Origin of the sequence: Sediminibacterium sp. C3, from assembly GCF_000508085.1 — a bacterium.
Lineage (GTDB): Bacteria > Bacteroidota > Bacteroidia > Chitinophagales > Chitinophagaceae > Sediminibacterium.
Genome location: NZ_KI669560.1, coordinates 401,516 through 418,198 on the forward strand (window position 1 = coordinate 401,516; position 16,683 = coordinate 418,198).

The 16,683-nt window shown below is 38.8% G+C and carries 15 protein-coding genes; 6 read left to right on the forward strand and 9 right to left on the reverse strand.

The genetic code is table 11. The annotated features are described in order from the left end of the window. Positions 1 to 7: 7 nt before the first annotated feature. Both F777_RS0101940 and lptB read right to left on the reverse strand, forming a co-directional pair. The gene (locus tag F777_RS0101940) at positions 8 to 1,516 is read right to left on the reverse strand and encodes a GH3 auxin-responsive promoter family protein (RefSeq protein ID WP_026750569.1); all 1,509 of its coding nucleotides are present in this window, start codon (positions 1,514 to 1,516) and stop codon (positions 8 to 10) included. A 45-nt stretch (positions 1,517 to 1,561) separates the two neighbouring features. After that, positions 1,562 to 2,344 carry an LPS export ABC transporter ATP-binding protein gene (gene lptB / locus F777_RS0101945; RefSeq protein WP_026750570.1) on the reverse strand — a complete coding sequence of 261 codons (783 nt, stop codon included), beginning with the start codon at positions 2,342 to 2,344 and terminating at the stop codon, positions 1,562 to 1,564. A 47-nt stretch (positions 2,345 to 2,391) separates the two neighbouring features. Between lptB and F777_RS0101950 the strand changes: the two genes are divergently transcribed. Beyond that, on the forward strand, positions 2,392 to 3,345 hold the full coding sequence (locus F777_RS0101950; RefSeq protein ID WP_026750571.1) for a methylenetetrahydrofolate reductase: 954 nt from the start codon (positions 2,392 to 2,394) through the stop codon (positions 3,343 to 3,345). A gap of 98 nt (positions 3,346 to 3,443) precedes the next feature. Beyond that, positions 3,444 to 5,432, forward strand: a complete 1,989-nt coding sequence (locus F777_RS0101955; protein ID WP_026750572.1) for a hybrid sensor histidine kinase/response regulator — start codon at positions 3,444 to 3,446, stop codon at positions 5,430 to 5,432. Between the two features lies 1 nt (position 5,433). Here the strand turns inward: F777_RS0101955 and F777_RS0101960 are convergent, their stop codons facing one another. The 7 genes from F777_RS0101960 to F777_RS0101990 all read right to left on the reverse strand — a co-directional run bounded on the left by F777_RS0101960 (position 5,434) and on the right by F777_RS0101990 (position 12,286). Continuing rightward, positions 5,434 to 6,207 carry a response regulator gene (locus F777_RS0101960; protein WP_026750573.1) on the reverse strand — a complete coding sequence of 258 codons (774 nt, stop codon included), beginning with the start codon at positions 6,205 to 6,207 and terminating at the stop codon, positions 5,434 to 5,436. A gap of 10 nt (positions 6,208 to 6,217) precedes the next feature. After that, positions 6,218 to 7,294 carry a hybrid sensor histidine kinase/response regulator gene (locus F777_RS0101965; protein WP_026750574.1) on the reverse strand — a complete coding sequence of 359 codons (1,077 nt, stop codon included), beginning with the start codon at positions 7,292 to 7,294 and terminating at the stop codon, positions 6,218 to 6,220. Next, complete coding sequence (locus F777_RS0101970) at positions 7,287 to 9,197, reverse strand: sensor histidine kinase (RefSeq protein WP_026750575.1); 1,911 nt, start codon at positions 9,195 to 9,197, stop codon at positions 7,287 to 7,289. Before F777_RS0101970 ends, F777_RS0101965 begins: the two co-directional genes overlap by 8 nt. Before the next feature lie 5 nt (positions 9,198 to 9,202). Beyond that, positions 9,203 to 9,598 (reverse strand): response regulator, encoded by a 396-nt coding sequence (locus F777_RS0101975; protein WP_026750576.1) that lies wholly within the window; start codon positions 9,596 to 9,598, stop codon positions 9,203 to 9,205. A gap of 19 nt (positions 9,599 to 9,617) precedes the next feature. After that, positions 9,618 to 10,265 carry a response regulator transcription factor gene (locus F777_RS0101980; RefSeq protein ID WP_026750577.1) on the reverse strand — a complete coding sequence of 216 codons (648 nt, stop codon included), beginning with the start codon at positions 10,263 to 10,265 and terminating at the stop codon, positions 9,618 to 9,620. A 217-nt stretch (positions 10,266 to 10,482) separates the two neighbouring features. Further along, on the reverse strand, positions 10,483 to 10,698 hold the full coding sequence (locus F777_RS0101985; RefSeq protein WP_026750578.1) for a hypothetical protein: 216 nt from the start codon (positions 10,696 to 10,698) through the stop codon (positions 10,483 to 10,485). Between the two features lie 64 nt (positions 10,699 to 10,762). Beyond that, positions 10,763 to 12,286: a TlpA family protein disulfide reductase gene (locus tag F777_RS0101990; protein ID WP_026750579.1), complete on the reverse strand. Its 1,524-nt coding sequence runs from the start codon at positions 12,284 to 12,286 to the stop codon at positions 10,763 to 10,765. 69 nt (positions 12,287 to 12,355) lie between these two features. Between F777_RS0101990 and rlmD the strand changes: the two genes are divergently transcribed. The 4 genes from rlmD to F777_RS0102010 all read left to right on the forward strand — a co-directional run bounded on the left by rlmD (position 12,356) and on the right by F777_RS0102010 (position 16,671). Continuing rightward, a complete protein-coding gene (gene rlmD, locus F777_RS0101995; protein ID WP_026750580.1) occupies positions 12,356 to 13,777 on the forward strand; it encodes a 23S rRNA (uracil(1939)-C(5))-methyltransferase RlmD in 1,422 nt (473 codons plus the stop codon). A gap of 5 nt (positions 13,778 to 13,782) precedes the next feature. Continuing rightward, entirely contained in the window at positions 13,783 to 14,625 is an 843-nt protein-coding gene (locus F777_RS0102000; protein WP_026750581.1) for a rhomboid family intramembrane serine protease, read from the forward strand. Between the two features lies 1 nt (position 14,626). After that, entirely contained in the window at positions 14,627 to 15,550 is a 924-nt protein-coding gene (locus tag F777_RS0102005) for a rhomboid family intramembrane serine protease (RefSeq protein WP_071790298.1), read from the forward strand. A 326-nt stretch (positions 15,551 to 15,876) separates the two neighbouring features. Beyond that, positions 15,877 to 16,671 carry an endonuclease/exonuclease/phosphatase family protein gene (locus F777_RS0102010; protein ID WP_161631469.1) on the forward strand — a complete coding sequence of 265 codons (795 nt, stop codon included), beginning with the start codon at positions 15,877 to 15,879 and terminating at the stop codon, positions 16,669 to 16,671. The last annotated feature ends 12 nt before the right edge of the window (positions 16,672 to 16,683 follow it).

The following is a 16,683-nucleotide window of genomic DNA, read 5'->3' on the forward strand; positions in this document are numbered from 1 at the left end:
TATAGTTCTATAAAAAATTACGTTTTATTTCTTCCACAAAGATTCGCTCATTGCTTAAGCGAGGTACTTTATGTTGTCCGCCCAATTTGCCCTTTTGTTTTAACCACTCATTAAAAACCCCTTGAGGCAATGAATGCACAACAGGCATGGTTAATGCCATATCCCGGTGACGCTTGGCTTCATAATCACTGTTCAGCTGTTTTAGAGCCTTGTCCAGTGAACTGCGGAATACTTCCAGCGAATCCGGCATTTGCTCAAATTCAATCAGCCACTCATGCGCACCCGGAGAATTTTCTCCAAAATAAATAGGTGCAGCTGTATAGTCCTTTACCACTGATTGGGTTTGCTCACAGGCAATAGCAATTGCCTTGTCAGCATTGTCTGCAATCAACTCCTCTCCAAACGCATTAATATACTGTTTTAGTCTGCCAGTTACTTTTAATTTGAAAGGGAACTTGCTGATAAATTGAACAGTATCGCCTACCAGATAGCGCCATAAACCTCCGTTGGTGCTGATGATAATGGCATAATGCTGACCTATTTCAACATCTTTCAGACCAATTGTTTTTGGATTAGGCTTACCATATTCTGAAACAGGCATGAATTCATAGAAAATGCCATTCTCTGTAAACAATAGCATGCCTTCATCTTCCGGTGAAACCTGGGCAGCAAAAAAGCCTTCACTGGCATTATACATTTCCAGATAATGGCATCCCTCGCCAATCAACTTTTGAAACTGGGTTCTGTATGGTGTAAAAGAAACACCGCCATGAATATATAATTCCAGGTTAGGCCAAACTTCTTTCAGGGTTTGCTTTCCGGTGATTTCTAAAATTCGTTTTATTAAAATCAGGGTCCAGGTAGGTACACCGGAAATAGAAGTAACATCTTCCTGAATGGTATGCAGCGCCATTTTTTCAATTTTGGCTTCCCATTCGTCCATTAAAGCAATGGATAGTTCAGGTGTCCTAATCCAGTTAGCCCAGATAGGCGTATTCTGCAACAATACAGCACTCAGGTCTCCGTATTGCATATCATCATTGATTGGGCTGATTTGATGACTACCCCCAATCACGAGTCCTTTGCCCGTTAATAAATCACTTTCAGAGCGATTATTGTAATACATCGTTAGCACATCTTTGGCACTTTGAAAGTGACAATCTTCCAGGCTTTCCTTGGTAATCGGAATGAACTTACTTTTTTCACTGGTGGTTCCACTGCTTTTGGCAAACCAGTTTACGGGGGTATTCCAAAGCACATTTTCCTCCCCCTGCATAATCCTATCGATATAGGGTTTTAAATCTTCGTATTCATGAATAGGAACCGTCTCTTTGAATTTTCGGATATTAAAGAGTTGATTAAAGCCGTATTTTCTCCCGAACTCCGTGTATTGTCCATGGGTTATCAGGTCTTGCAAGACTTCTCTTTGAGCTGCAATAGGATCACTGGTCCATTGTTCAATACGCCAGTGCCTGATACGGGCCAAACGGGATATAGCAGGGCTTAATAATTTCATGATTAGCGTACGGCAAAATACGGCATCCGCAGCAGAAAATCAATATCAATCAACGTTTTGCGATTGATTTTCCTTGGCCATATCAATAATCCAGTCCTTTCTTTTTAATTCGAAATTGGTACCCAAGTACAATCTTCTTACCTGCTCATCTTCTGCCAGTTCTTCAGCGGTACCATGCTTGAAAATTTTACCCTCAATAAGCAGGTAAGCCCTGTCGCAGATAGATAGGGTTTCATTTACATTGTGATCGGTAATCAAGATTCCGATATTCTTGTATTTGAGTTTGGCAACAACTGACTGAATATCTTCAACTGCAATAGGATCCACGCCGGCAAAGGGTTCGTCCAGTAAAATAAACTTGGGATTCACGGCGAGGGCACGGGCAATTTCCGTCCTTCTTCTTTCACCGCCGCTTAAACTGTCCCCGTTGTTTTTTCTTACATGATGCAGGTTGAATTCGTCCAGAAGCGATTCCATTTTATGCTGTCTTTCCGCCTTGGTAAGCTTAGTCATTTCCAGCACGGCCATGATATTGTCTTCCACTGTGAGTTTTCTGAAAACACTGGCTTCCTGAGGTAAATACCCAATACCCATCTGAGCCCTTTTATACATGGGAAGTTTGGTGATATCCTGATCATTCAGAAATACGGTGCCTTCATCGGGCTTTATCAGACCCACAACCATATAGAAACTGGTGGTTTTACCTGCTCCGTTCGGACCCAGTAGACCAACAATTTCACCTTGCTGCACACGAACAGAGACGTTGTTTACAACAGTCCGGCCCTTGTAGCTCTTTTGTAAGTTGTTGGTTTGAATAGTCAGGTTCACAGGTTAACGCTTTACACAAATGTAATATGTCGTTTGTATATTGCAACATGAAAGTTACTGAACATATACAGCAGGCCAAGGATACATTGGTTTCTTTTGAGGTACTACCTCCGCTAAAAGGAAAGACCATTCAGCATGTTTTTGATCATCTGAATCCTTTAATGGAATTCAAGCCCAGCTGGATCAATGTTACCTATCACAGAAGTGAAACGGCTTTCAAGAAAAAAACAGACGGAACTTTTGAAAAAGTGGAAGTGCGCAAAAGACCAGGCACAGTTGGCATTTGCGCTGCTATCATGAACCATTATTCCATCGATACTGTACCTCATTTTATTTGTGGTGGCTTTAACAAAAGAGAAAGTGAAGATGCACTGATTGATCTGAACTTCCTCGGCATCGATAATGTACTTGTATTAAGAGGGGACGCCGCTAAAAACGAAGCCAGCTTTGAACCGGAACCCGACGGACACAAATACGCGATTGATTTGCAGAAGCAGGTCGTAAACCTGAACAGTGGAATTTATCTGGATGATGATATCCAGAATGGGGGAAAAACCAATTTCTGTATTGGAACTGCAGGCTATCCGGAAAAACATTTTGAAGCACCCAATCTGGAAATTGATTTACAAAGACTGAAAGAAAAAGTAGATGCAGGTGCCGATTATATCATGACCCAGATGTTTTTCGACAACCAGAAATATTTTGACTACGTAAAAGCCTGCAGAGACATGGGCATTAATGTTCCGATTATTCCCGGTCTAAAGCCCATCACCAATAAAAAGCAACTCTCTGTTTTACCCAGAATTTTCCATGTAGACATTCCTACCGATTTATCCAATGCCATTTCCAAATGCAAAACGGATGCGGAATGTGAACAGGTTGGAACCGAATGGCTGATTCAGCAAAGCAAAGAATTGAAAGCATTTGGAGTGCCTGTTTTACATTACTACACTTTGGGTAAACCCAAAGTAATCTGGAACGCAGTGAAGGCCGTTCTTTAAAAAAACCTTAATCCGAATAATTGATATATCATTAGCGATTAATTGATAGCCATCACGCTTAAATATTGATAATTTTGACTATTATCAATATTTTTTAAATGCTCCATCTCTTAAATAGCATTTCCAAAGCCAATAGTGTTTTATTATCTGAAGGAAATATAGACAAAGCTATCAACGAAGTTATTGCTGTGCTGGGAATTGCAACACAGGTAGATCGTGTCTACGTATTTACAAATAAAAAAGTCGGCAATGAGTTGCGATTATATTATACACACGAGTGGTGTAGGGAGAGCATAGAACCGCAATTTGGAAATCCAGAGCTCAGTGATATCTCATATGATTTCTTCCCTTATATGTATGAAACCTTATCACAGGACAAATACATGTATGGTCTGGTAGAAGAATCCCCCAATCAGATGTTCCGTGAAATCATGGAGTCACAGGGTATCCTGACTTATTTGTTTACACCTATTTTTTGCGATGGAGATTACTGGGGCTGGATTGGATACGACAACTGTACAACAAAGGATCATTGGGAACCCGAAGTAGTACAGGCATTATATACAGTTGCGAGAAATATTGGAATCAGGCTATCCAGAGAAAAAGCTGAAACAGCACAAAATAAATTACTCGAAAGATTTGAGCTTACCATCAAAGCCTCTCAGCAAGGAATGTGGGAATGGGATATTATCAACAATAAACTCAATTACTCAGAAGCTTTCATGAAAATGATTGGCTATGAGCCTTTTGAATTTGAACATACTTATGAAAACTGGAAAATCAGAGTACATCCTGAGGATATTGACCAAGTAGAAAGTAGCCTTTCAGATTACTTTACAAATAATGTACAAACCTATCAAAACGAACATAGGCTTAAGCACAAGGCAGGGCATTATGTTTGGATTAATGGCTTCGGAATAGCCAAAAGAGATGAAACAGGAAAGCCTATTTACATGGTGGGAACCCATGTAGACGTTACAGCGCTTAAAAAACAACAGGAAATACTGCAAGAACAAAAGAATGAGTTTGATAAGCTCATCAACAACCTGGGAGAAGCGGTATTCAGGCTAAATAGTTACAATCAAATCACTTTCATGAATCAGTACTGGCATGAAATATCTAAATATGCCATTAATGATTGTATGATGCAACCGATTACTGGTTTTTTTGAAGAATCAGACATTCCTGCTATATTAGAACAAATTGATGATTTAAAGAAAACAGAATCGGGAAGATCTACCATTGAAGCCAGGCTAAAACAAAAAAACAATGGTTGGAGATGGGTTGAATTATCTCTGAGAGAAAACAAGGCAGCTTCCGTTAAAGATTACTTTATTGCGGGTAGCATTATAGATATTCACGACAAGAAGATAGCATTAGAAAAAGAAAAAGAACTGGCAGAACTAAAAGCAGGTTTTGTGAGCTTAACATCACACCAATTCAGAACGCCATTAACAGTCATCTTCTCCAATATAGAAGTGATTGAAATGACTGCTAAAAAACTGAATATAGAATTGTCTGACCGGATCAAAGATTCTGCCGGAATGATCAAAGATCAAATTGAACGCATGACCCAACTGATGGACAATATTTTATTAGTGGGTAGATATGATGCACAGCAGCTGGCCTTTAACTTACACCCAATCAATATATCTCAATTTGTACGCTCTATTATAAAAACTTATTTTCAGAACGAAACAGACGGCAGAACCGTGATTTTGAAAGAGGAAGCTTCGGATCAAAAAGTAGCAGCAGATGAATTGCTGTTTATGCATGTAATCACGAATATTATTTCCAATGCTTTCAAATATTCCAAAGGTTGCCCCAATCCGGAACTTTCAATCAGCTATGAATCCAATAAAGCCATTATACAAATCAGAGATTATGGAATAGGGATTCCGGAAGATGAAATTGAAAAAGTGTTTCACTCATTTTACAGGGCATCCAACACAGTCACCTACCAAGGTTCGGGACTAGGATTGTCTGTAGCCAAACAATTCATGGAATTGCACAATGGCAAGATATTTCTATCCAGCAAACTTGGGGAAGGCACCGAAGTCAGATTGGTATTGCCATTGATTCAATGATCTATTTGGTCAAAATAGATGAGGAATATGCTTTAGGTGGTTTTCCGTATTTCTTCTTGAAACAATGACAGAAATAGGCAACAGAATTAAATCCTGATTGAAAAGAAACCTGCTTTACACTTGTATTTCCCTGACGCAACAATACCTCAGCCTTCATCAGTTTGATTTCGGTAATATATTGTTTGGGGGTCATATTGTATTTAGCCTTTATCATTCTTTCCAGTGTTGACACACTTACCGACATTCTTTTGGCAATAGATGGAATGGTATTTAAATCATCTTCATTCAGTTTTTCAACAATTGCCTCAAATGAGTCTTCAAAGAAATCCTTTGAATCAGAAGCAGATAGATTTTTAGAAGCCAGTAATCTTTTTTGCTTTACCTTTTCTTCGTTCACTTGCAGAATGCCAGTCAGGTTCCTGATTTTAAGCAGCAATTCCTTTGATTTAATAGGCTTCACTAAAAAGTCATTGGCACCAAATTCTAACCCCTGAATAATCTTGTCCTCTCCGGACATACCTGAAACAATAATCACAGGAATCATATGGGTTGAAGGATTGCTTTTTAACAAGCGAAGCAGCGAGAAACCATCGAGGGGATAGGGCAACATCAAATCCAATAAGATAATATCTGGCGTAAACTCCCTTAATATTTCAAGTGCCTCGTTTCCGTCTGCTGCTCCTGCCACTTCATATGTCTCTTGTAAGATTACTTCCAATGACATGCGCAGCATTTTGGTGTCTTCTACTATTAAAACCTTTTTTCTTTCGTTCATACAATCGTTATTATAAATTCAATAAAATTTCTGTTTTTATGCCACAAGGGTTAATGTCCTCAAAAAGAAGCTGACCATTTTGACTATTGATAATTAATAAAGCCAGTGCCAACCCAATTCCCAAACCCTGCTGTTCCAACTTCTTTCGCTTTAGCTGTCCAATAATACCCGACAAGGATCTTAATTCAGCGGCTTTACATGTGTTTCCTTCATCAACAATATCTACATTGATGCCATTTGTTCTGAAAGTGGCATTTATCCTTACCTTTTTTCCTTTCTCAGAAAACTTAAAAGCATTATCCACCAATTCATATAAAGCGATTGAAAACAATTCTGCGCTTAGCACAACTTCTCTATCATCAATTTCTGCGAACACCAAATCCGATTCCCTGTTGTACTCATTAGCAACCTGAAGACAAATATTTCGCACAAGCTTGCCCAGAGCAACATTTCTGCGATCACTTACAGGGGCAATACCAGAAAGCTTAAGATCATAGTAGGTTTTAATCTTACTGAAAGTTTGCTGCAATCTGTTGCTGGAACTTTCCAGATAATTACAGAAATCCTCTATTTCATTATTGGCAAGTTCACTGGCTTTCTGTTTAATCAGATTGGTAAAAGAAAGTATTCCGTGCATCGGGGTCTTGAATTCATGGCCAACCATCAAAATAATTGTCTGTTCAAGACTATTAATCAGCTTTTTTAAGTGTTGCTCCAGTTGATCCTTCCGCTCTAATCTTCTTTCGATAGACTGAAGCAATTCTGCACTTTTGAATGGCTTGAAAATATAATCATCTGCCCCTAAATTCATTCCAGTCCGAAGGTCATTATACTGAGCTTTGGCTGTTAAAAAAATCAGTGGCGTTTCAACCCCCTTCTTACGAAGCTGCTCCAACAAACCAAAACCATCCAACACAGGCATCATTACATCACATAAAATCAAATCCGGTTTTTTCTCCTCTACCTTTTCCAGACCTATCTGACCATTCTCCGCTGTGTCTACAATAAAATCATTGAGCTCGAGAATCGTCTTTAAAGAATCACGGATATCTCTTTCGTCCTCAACAATCAATATTCGCTTACTCATTATTTTTTAATATTTTATTGCTATCAAAAGGAAAACGGATACTAAACATAGTTCCCTTATTCCGCTTACTTCTTACTCGTAAAAACCCACCATGATGGTCTACAAAGAATTTCATGGTCATGATGCCCAGTCCTGTTCCTTCAATTTCACCAACATTACCTCCTCGCACAAAAGGCTCACCTAATCGTTCCAGGTCATCTTCTTCAATACCAATGCCGGCATCAACTACTGTTATAAACCAATACTGTTTGGTAAAACTCACCCGGATAAACGGATCAATTTTGGAATCAGAAGAGTATTTAAAGGCATTACTCAAAAGATTGGAAAGAATATGCCTAAGCATTGTCTTATCAAATTTTACCAATCTGGGCTCTCCCTTTGTTATCACCTGCAGGCATCGGCCATCGGACCAGGGATTATAGGATTCCTCTTTTATTTCATTCAGCATTTGCTGAATATCCAGCAACTCCAGCTGTGGTTTTACTTTACCAGATTCAATTTTGCTGATAAAAAGGAAATCATTCATCAGCTGTGTCATCTTGTCTACCTGTCCAACAATTCTATTGATATACACAGTACCCTTTTCTACCATTTCTGGAGTTAGCTTGCTATACACCATCTCTAAAATTTCCGCACTGGAAAGTATCACAGACAATGGGGTTCTCAATTCATGAGAAACCATCGACATGAAATTGGTTTTCATTTCGCTCAGATTTCTTTCGCGCATAGCCGTTTCCAGCAAATCTTTTTGTGCTTTTAACTGATCGGTAATATCAGTAAAGAATACAGCTACAATTTGTCCACGGTCTTTTACATGATTAAACCGGGTCATGTAGTAACGCAATGTTCTCAACTGACCATTTTTATCTGTTATAACAATCTGCTTTTCAGTTCCCGGGGGTAACTGGTAGCCGCTGAATACCGTAAAAAGCGTTTTCTTGAAGTTCTCCAGACCCGATTCAATTAACTGGAATAAACTATTCTCTCCCAACATGTACTGATCTAATCCGGTAATATTCAACCATTGAGAGTTTACAAAGTTCACCGCACCATTCATATCCAGCGTAATCACTAACTGATCAATATTGTTAAACATTGATCTCAGTTCGTTAAAATGCTCGTGGAGTTTTCTTTCACCTTCTTTTATGGTTGATACATTAATACCATATCCAATAACATATTCCACTTTGCCATGCTGGCTAATTACCGGTGAGAATCTGCGTAGGTTATAAATAATTTTTCCTGAGCCATCAATATTCTGCTCTTCAAATTCAACCGTTGACTTGGTTTCTATACATTGATTAAAAAGCGTCCTTCTGTTATCTGCTCCTGCTGTATCTCTATTTGATTTTTTACAATAATCATAATCGTCCTTTCCAATAATCCATTTTCTCAATTCAGGATTACTTATCGCAAGTTTATTAACAAAAAGATATCGATGAGAAGGATCAAAAATGGCAATATCTGCAGGAATATTGTTCATGAGGTCTTCATAAAAATGTTTCTGAGAGTTGGCCACACTTAATATATTGGTATCCTGTGTTGACTTTTTATACAACCATAAATGACCAATAATTTTATCATCCATTTTATACGGAATATAATCCCTGAGTAAGGTATCTCCGCTTTTAAACTGAATTACTTCATTCAGAACCTGTTCGCCATTAGCATATATGGATTCAATTCTGGAAAGGAACAGGGATGGTTCCATAAAATAGCCTGCCGAATCAACTGCACTGTCCTTGCAATTAGCTCCGATTAATATTTCACTGGGCGCATCAATACCAAAAAGTGTACAGAAAGGCTGATTTACATATTGTATAATATGATCTGAAGACTCAAATAGCACTGCATTAGGCAGGCTATTAAAGATAAAAGAAAGTTCTTCTATTTTCAGATTCATGATTGTCAATTAAGTTGTGATATGCCCAGATTGATGGCATCTATCAACACTTCTTTCCTCACGGGTTTTTCAAAACAATCCAATACATTTCTTCCAATACCTTCTTTCATATAAACAGATAAAAGGTTAGCGGTTATAACAATTATTCTAACTCTGTCTTTAAGTTGATTATCCTGATTTACTAATGCAATCACTTCATTTCCGTCCATATTGGGCATATTCAGGTCTAATAACATGATGACTTTTTGATTGGGATGCTCATATAAATATTTCATAGCATCAGCTCCATCAGATACACTTACAAATTCCATTTCAAGCGATTTTAGCATATGTTTTAAAATCACCCGATTGATATTATCATCATCCGCAATCAATAGCGTATATAAAGAGCCTGTTATCATTATTATGTGGGGGGTAGCGTTAATTCTTACCAGACAACCTGTTGATGAATGCCATTTTGGAATTAACTTTTACTTTTTTATAAATATTCTTAATATGCTCATTTACGGTTGTATAGGATACATTTAAAATAGTAGATATTTCTTTATAGCTGGATCCTGCAACTAATAATTCAGCTACCTGGATTTCTCTTTGTGTTAAACCAAATTCATGAAAACGATCTGTACTGCCATTTGAATTGAATCTGGTTCTAGCAGTCTGAATTAATCCGGTCATGGTTTCCGGATCAAGAACGGTACCACCAGACTTCAGCACTTCTATTTGCTTTTGCATTTCTGCTAATCGAAACGGCTTCAATAAAAATCCATTGGCACCATTCATCATAGCCTGCCATGCAACCAGAGGGTCTTCCATTCCACTAATGACAAGAATTTTTACGCCTGGGTAGTAACTACTAATAATTGAAATAGCATCTAAGCCTAAAATCCCCGGCAATCCAATATCCAATAAAACACAATCAGGAACAATACCCGCATCCTGGCGAATACTGATCCATTTTTCAATTCGGTTACAGGAAAACACCAGAGACATATCCTGCTGCAGCGAGATATAATTCTCCATTGTTTTTCTTAGCTGAACATCGTCTTCTATAATACCGATTAAATACATGCTTGTTCTTTACAATTCTTATAATTATTAGGAAACTGTACTAAAAACTTATACAAAATTAACCAAATAAGGATGCGGGATTTTCCCTTAAACTAGGGATATGCACCCCTTATAAATTTACAAAGAAGCTGTTTCAGAAAAAATGAGATTGGTCATAAAAAAGCGGAGACCATTTTTCAATAGCTCCGCGTATAATCGGGGGATAAAAAGACTATGTTTAGGGCCTGTTGGCAGATTTCTTCGGATTGTTCTTTACCGTAAATTGAGCAGCAGTAAGGCTTTTATCGTTTTCACCGAAGTTTTTTACTATGCTGTTTGTTAACAAAAGAAACACCGTAACCAGATAAGTGAACACAATAGAACTGATAACGGCAGCTGATAATCTGAACTTCTGATGGTGTCTGTTTTTGATTTCTTCGTATACATGTTCCATGTTGTAAATTGACTACAACATGCTTTAAACGAATATCAAATAGAAATCATCCTATGAAAAGAAATCAGCGTTTTTTGGCATCCATCAATGCATCAAATTGTTCAAGTGTTAATTGCTTGGCCAGAATACGTTTGTTTTGGTCTAACAAATAAAAAGTGGGTGTCTTGAAAATATCGTACAACTGTCTGTAGCTGGGTATTCCAGCCTTTTCCTCTGCCTGTCTGTCTTCCTTTGTCTGATAAACATGTGTCCATGCTGCAGAGAGATTTTTCTCTGCAATAAATTTTTTCCAGGAAAGATTTTCATTTTCATAAATATTAACTGAATATACAGCCACTCCGTTCGCTTGCCACTTGGCTTTATACAGTGAATCAAATCTGGGGATTTCTTCCTTGCAATGGCCACAGTTGGGATCCCAGAAAGCAACCAGCGTAAAAGGAGCATTTATGTCATACAAAGGTCTTCTTTTTCCGGTTGTATCTGTCAAATTCAGCACAGGCGCCTGTTGCCCTAATTGATTGGCCATCAGGCTATAAGCCCGCTCCGTTATGGTTTTTCTGGAAGCTGGATTCAATAAGGCTGTATCACCCTTTGCATAAAAATTCTCAAACAAATACACAAATACCTTATCCTGTCCCATGAATTCGGGATTGATATACTTGTTGGTGAACTTGGTTAAGAGGTAGGGATAAATCTCCTTTCCTGTTTTGGCCATAAACAGGATTTCTTTCACTTCCTGGATAATGGAGTCCGGCTCCGGAGACACATAGTATTTAAAGTAATCATCCAGTTTGGGTTCAAAAAAAGGCGTTCTTAGTAAAAGGTCTTCATTAAACAACACATTATCCCAGAAATGCTGCTTAACATATTGGTAAGGATAGGCCGAATCTGGTTTTCCATTTATTACCGGAACTGCAGGAAGTTCGGGTCTTTTCATAACATGGAATAAGGTAGCCAATAATGATTTAGGATATTTCAGATGAATATCCTGCTGATACTGTTTCATTTCCTTTTCTACTGCTGCCAGGGAAGCCCTGATTTTAGGACCATCCTCCTGGTTTGTTGATAGAAGTGCTGTCCTCAACCGCTGAGCCTGTTTTCCCTTTTCATTGGAAAACTTAGCGTACTGCTTAAAAAGATCATTGTCAGGAGATCCGATAATCTGAGCAGATTCTTTGGCTGCAGTATCTCCTTTAATTTGAAATTGCTGTTTGCCATCCATTAAAAACTCAAACTGAATGGTATAATTGGGAGAAACCACAAAATAAATACCCTTGGTTAGTTTTTTGTCACCCTTAAAAACCCCCTTGCTATTCATATCCAAAAGAGCAGAATCAACCAGGGTCATTCCCTTTCCAAAATAACTGCCCAGGTACACTTTGGTGTTTTTCAGTGGGGTAAGGGTGATGGAAATCTCTCTACCTGAACTTGCTGTGCCAGATTTGCCAGCTTGTTTTGCCGGGGCCTTACCCTCTGAAGGAACGGGCGCTTTGCTTTGCTTGCTAACCGGGTTTTTCTGCGCAAAAGACGCCATACCAAACCCAATCCACAAACAACTCATAAACACAATCTTCATGAAACGACTCATACACACGATTTAAAGCTAAAAATACGCAATTTAGGGGGCTAAATAGAAAACGCAACCTACCTTTACAAAGTGAGAAAACAACGAAAAACAGTAGTACTGGAAAAAGTACTCGTAGAAGATTATGCAGCGGAGGGAAAATCGCTTGCCAGAGTAGACGGAAAAGTCATTTTTATTGAGGGGGCAGTACCCGGAGATCTGGTTGATATTCAGTTAACCAAAAGCAAGGCAGACTGGGCCGAAGGATTTACGGTTCATTTTCATAGCTATTCAGCAGACAGGGTTCAACCTTTTTGCAAACATTTTGGCGTATGCGGGGGCTGCCAATGGCAAATGCTCCCTTACGAAAAGCAACTATTGTACAAACAAAAACAGGTTACCGATAACCTCACAAGGATAGCCAAGATTCCATTACCCGCTATTGCACCCATTATTGGGGCAGATATTACCAGGGAATACCGGAACAAGATGGAATACACTTTTGCTACCCGCAAGTATATACCAACAGAAGAGTTTCGCCAGATGAAAGCAGCTGGTATCGATTTTGATCTGGAGCCAGGAGCAGCCGGATTCCATGTTCGCGGTTTTTTTGACAAAGTAGTAGAAATTGATACCTGCCATTTACAAAAAGAGCCTACCAATTATATCAGAAAGGCAGTAGCAGCGTATGTATTAGAAAATAAACTGCCGTTTTATAATATTAAAACCCACCAGGGTTGGATCAGAAACCTGCTGATCAGAAACACAACTACGGGTGAGTTGATGGTCAATATGGTGATTGCCTATGAAGACAAGGAACATCGTATTGCCTTACTGGATCAGCTGCTGTCTCAGTTTCCTGAAATCACTACATTGCTCTATACCATTAATGGCAAAAGAAACGACAGCTTACACGATCAGGAACCAATTGTGTATCATGGCAAGGGGTATATCATGGAAAAGCTGGAAGACTTACAATTTAAAATCAGTCCGAAATCCTTCTTCCAGACCAATACCCAACAAGCAGAAAAATTATATTCAGTAACCCGTGAATTTGCTGAACTGGATGGCAGTCAGCTTGTTTATGATTTATATTGTGGTACAGGTAGTATAGGGTTATTTGTAAGCAAACATGCCAGAAAACTGGTTGGGGTAGAAATGGTAGCCGATGCTATTGAAGATGCAAAAGAAAATGCGGCCATTAACGGAGTAAATCATGCCCGTTTTTTTGCAGGGGATGTAATTGATATTTGCGATGATGCGTTTTTTGCCGAGCATGGCAAAGCCGATGTGGTAATTACGGATCCGCCAAGAGCAGGCATGCATGAAAAGCTGGTAAAAAAACTGCTTGAAATTGCATCGCCAACCGTGGTGTACGTCAGTTGTAATCCCGCAACGCAGGCAAGAGATCTTGCTTTGTTAAGCGAGAAATACGAAGTAACCAGAATACAACCTGTAGATATGTTCCCGCATACCCTTCACATAGAAAATGTTGTACAGCTCAAACTGAAGTAATTATTATGACAGAGTTCAGACCCAGTAGATTTGAAATATTACCGACGATTGTAAAAAACTTACTCATCATCAATGGGCTGTTTTTTCTTGCCCAGAATGTGATTTCAGGTCCTGCGGGCTTCCTGAATATGGAAGATATTTTTGCTCTGCATGGATGGCAAAGCAGTTTATTCAGACCATGGCAACTGGTAACTCATATGTTTTTACATGGAGACTTCGGACATATCTTAGGAAACATGTTTGCACTCTGGATGTTCGGGTCGGTATTAGAAAACCTGTGGGGATCAAAGCGGTTTCTTACTTTTTACCTGATCTGCGGACTGGGAGCGGCTTTTATTCACCTGCTTTTTTTAAGTTATGAATTTGTGCCGCTGATGAAGGACTATGAAGTGCTTTTCAATCTGCATGAGCAAGGGGGATCCTCTTTAAACAATGCCATGATTCGGTTCATTGAACGCTACAATGTGCGTTTCGAAAATCACAGTGAAATCATCAATGGTTTAAGATACAATCCGGATAATGTAATGGCCAGTGCACAGATGTTTGAAGCATTGACCAATTTTTACGAAAAAAATATCAATACAGCTACTTTAGGCGCCAGTGGGGCAGTATTCGGTATCCTGGCAGCCTTTATCTATCTTTTCCCCAACACCTATATCTATATTTATTTTCTGTTTCCTATCAAGGCTAAATGGATTGGTCTTTTATATTTTTCCTACGAATTCTTCTTTGCCCTTAAAAACTCAGCAGGCGACAATGTGGCAAGATGGGCACATATAGGTGGTGCGATTGTAGGATTATTAATTGTAATAACCTGGAACAAAACCCGTAAAAAAACGTTCTATTAATATGTCACTCTTATCTCAGAAAAGCACCAGAAACATATTGTTAGGGCAGGATAATAACGCGCTCGTATTTCTGTTCGCGGTCAATTCCCTTGTTTTTTTATTGATTAATTTCATCAGAATCATCTACTTTTTATCGGATATACCTCTGGAGTTTTTCAATAAGCAGATTCTGGACTGGTTTACCCTATCGCCAGTACCGGAGGTTTTTTTCTCGCGGCCATGGACTCTTTTCACCACCATGTTTACGCATTTGAGTATCTGGCAACTGATTAGCACTTTGTTATGGCTTTGGGCTTTTGGATATATTCTGCAGGACCTGGCTGGTAATAGTAAGTTATTACCCATTTACCTATACGGCGGATTTGTTGGGGCGGTTGTTTTTCTCTTAACCAACAATTTATTTCCTGTATTAGAAAGAAATTTACTGACCACCCCGGCCATGATGGGCGGAGGTGCAGCAGTGATGGCAGTAGCACTGGCTACCACCACACTGGCACCCGATTATCGCTTGTTCCCTATGATTAACGGCGGTATACCTCTTTGGGTGCTAACGCTGGTTTTTGTGGCGATTGATTTTGCTACTTTATCCGGAGGCAATGCCGGTATTGGGGCAGCACATTTATCGGGCGGCGCCATGGGATTTTTCTTTGTGAAGCAGTTGCAAAAAGGAAGAGACTGGAGTGCCTGGATGAATGGGTTGGTAGACTGGTTAGACAACCTTTTTAATCCAGAGAAAAAAAACAACCAACGCAAACAACAGGAAAAACACTTTTACAGAGTGAACAGAAAGCCTTATGAAAAAATAGCCAATGTAACCCAACAAAAACTGGACGCTATTTTAGATAAAATAAACCAGCACGGTTATGCGTTCTTAACTGAAGAGGAAAAAGAATTCCTCAACAGGGCCAGCGACCAAGATTTATAATGCATTCTATTCCCAAAGCAAACAAAACAAGCAAAAAGATTTTCAATGTCAGTGGTGGCTTTATTTTACCACCCTTTATTGTTAGTTGTTTCAGTGGATTCCTACATCCTGAAATATTCCGGGGTGTCACTTTTTTAGCAATTGGATTCCCTTTTTTGCTTGTTGCCGCATTCATTTGGATCTTATTGGCGGTTTGCATTTTTTATCAAAAAAAATGGTGGTTGTTTTTATTGCTGATTCCCGGTCTCATTAATATTAGCTATACCTACCCATTTAGAATTAAGGCTGGCTTTGAAGCCTCAAAAGATACAAACACACTCAGAGTTATGTCATGGAATGTAAACGAGTTTCTTTTCAGCAAACCAGGAAGTAACGCCTGGATTTACGAACAGGATGAAATGCTGGACTTCATTAAAAATTCTAATGCTGATGTACTTTGTTTTCAGGATTATATTATATCTCCCGGGTATGCAGAAAGAGATGTAACCCGCTTCATAAGTGATTCTTTAGGTTATAAGTATTTTATTTTTACAATGGATGGCATAGACTATGGCACTATTATTTTTTCAAAATATCCCATCATCAACAGCGGAAGTAAAAAGTATCCGCAGAAAATTCATCCGGAGAGCCTTGCATTTGCCGACATACAATTTCACGAACAACCCATCCGGATATTTACCACTCACTTCCGTTCAATGTTCCTGCATTATAATAAATTAAGTCCTCAAACGCTGGGTGATTTAAAGTATGTGAAAGAAGACACCGCCCTATTGTTTAACACCAATATTCTGGAGAGGATGGAACATTTTGATCGGGTACATACACAACAGGCTTTCATGGTTAATCAGATTTTAAGTGAAACCAGAATCCCGTATATATTCTGTGCCGATCTGAATGCAGTGCCATCCAGTTATGTTTATCAGCAATTAAGGAAAGAAACCAAAGATGCTTTTTTAGAAGCAGGTGCAGGATTAAAGGGCACTTACAGAAGCGCAAAATCATTATTAAGAATTGATGTAATCCTTACTTCAAAAAATCTAACAACAAAACAGTTTTACAGTCCTTCCCTAAACCTCTCCGATCATTATCCACTCGTGGCAGATATTAGCCTTTCCAATTAAATGTTTTTGTAA

What these genes read in the sequence shown, in the direction of transcription:
- F777_RS0101940 (WP_026750569.1), bottom strand. Translation starts at nt 1,516, where the DNA reads ATGAAATTATTAAGCCCTGCTATATCCCGTTTGGCCCGTATCAGGCAC.
- F777_RS0101950 (WP_026750571.1), top strand. Translation starts at nt 2,392, where the DNA reads ATGAAAGTTACTGAACATATACAGCAGGCCAAGGATACATTGGTTTCT.
- F777_RS0101955 (WP_026750572.1), top strand. Translation starts at nt 3,444, where the DNA reads ATGCTCCATCTCTTAAATAGCATTTCCAAAGCCAATAGTGTTTTATTA.
- F777_RS0101960 (WP_026750573.1), bottom strand. Translation starts at nt 6,207, where the DNA reads ATGAACGAAAGAAAAAAGGTTTTAATAGTAGAAGACACCAAAATGCTG.
- F777_RS0101965 (WP_026750574.1), bottom strand. Translation starts at nt 7,294, where the DNA reads ATGAGTAAGCGAATATTGATTGTTGAGGACGAAAGAGATATCCGTGAT.
- F777_RS0101970 (WP_026750575.1), bottom strand. Translation starts at nt 9,197, where the DNA reads ATGAATCTGAAAATAGAAGAACTTTCTTTTATCTTTAATAGCCTGCCT.
- F777_RS0101975 (WP_026750576.1), bottom strand. Translation starts at nt 9,598, where the DNA reads ATGATAACAGGCTCTTTATATACGCTATTGATTGCGGATGATGATAAT.
- F777_RS0101980 (WP_026750577.1), bottom strand. Translation starts at nt 10,265, where the DNA reads ATGTATTTAATCGGTATTATAGAAGACGATGTTCAGCTAAGAAAAACA.
- F777_RS0101985 (WP_026750578.1), bottom strand. Translation starts at nt 10,698, where the DNA reads ATGGAACATGTATACGAAGAAATCAAAAACAGACACCATCAGAAGTTC.
- F777_RS0101990 (WP_026750579.1), bottom strand. Translation starts at nt 12,286, where the DNA reads ATGAGTCGTTTCATGAAGATTGTGTTTATGAGTTGTTTGTGGATTGGG.
- F777_RS0102000 (WP_026750581.1), top strand. Translation starts at nt 13,783, where the DNA reads ATGACAGAGTTCAGACCCAGTAGATTTGAAATATTACCGACGATTGTA.
- F777_RS0102005 (WP_071790298.1), top strand. Translation starts at nt 14,627, where the DNA reads ATGTCACTCTTATCTCAGAAAAGCACCAGAAACATATTGTTAGGGCAG.
- F777_RS0102010 (WP_161631469.1), top strand. Translation starts at nt 15,877, where the DNA reads ATGTCATGGAATGTAAACGAGTTTCTTTTCAGCAAACCAGGAAGTAAC.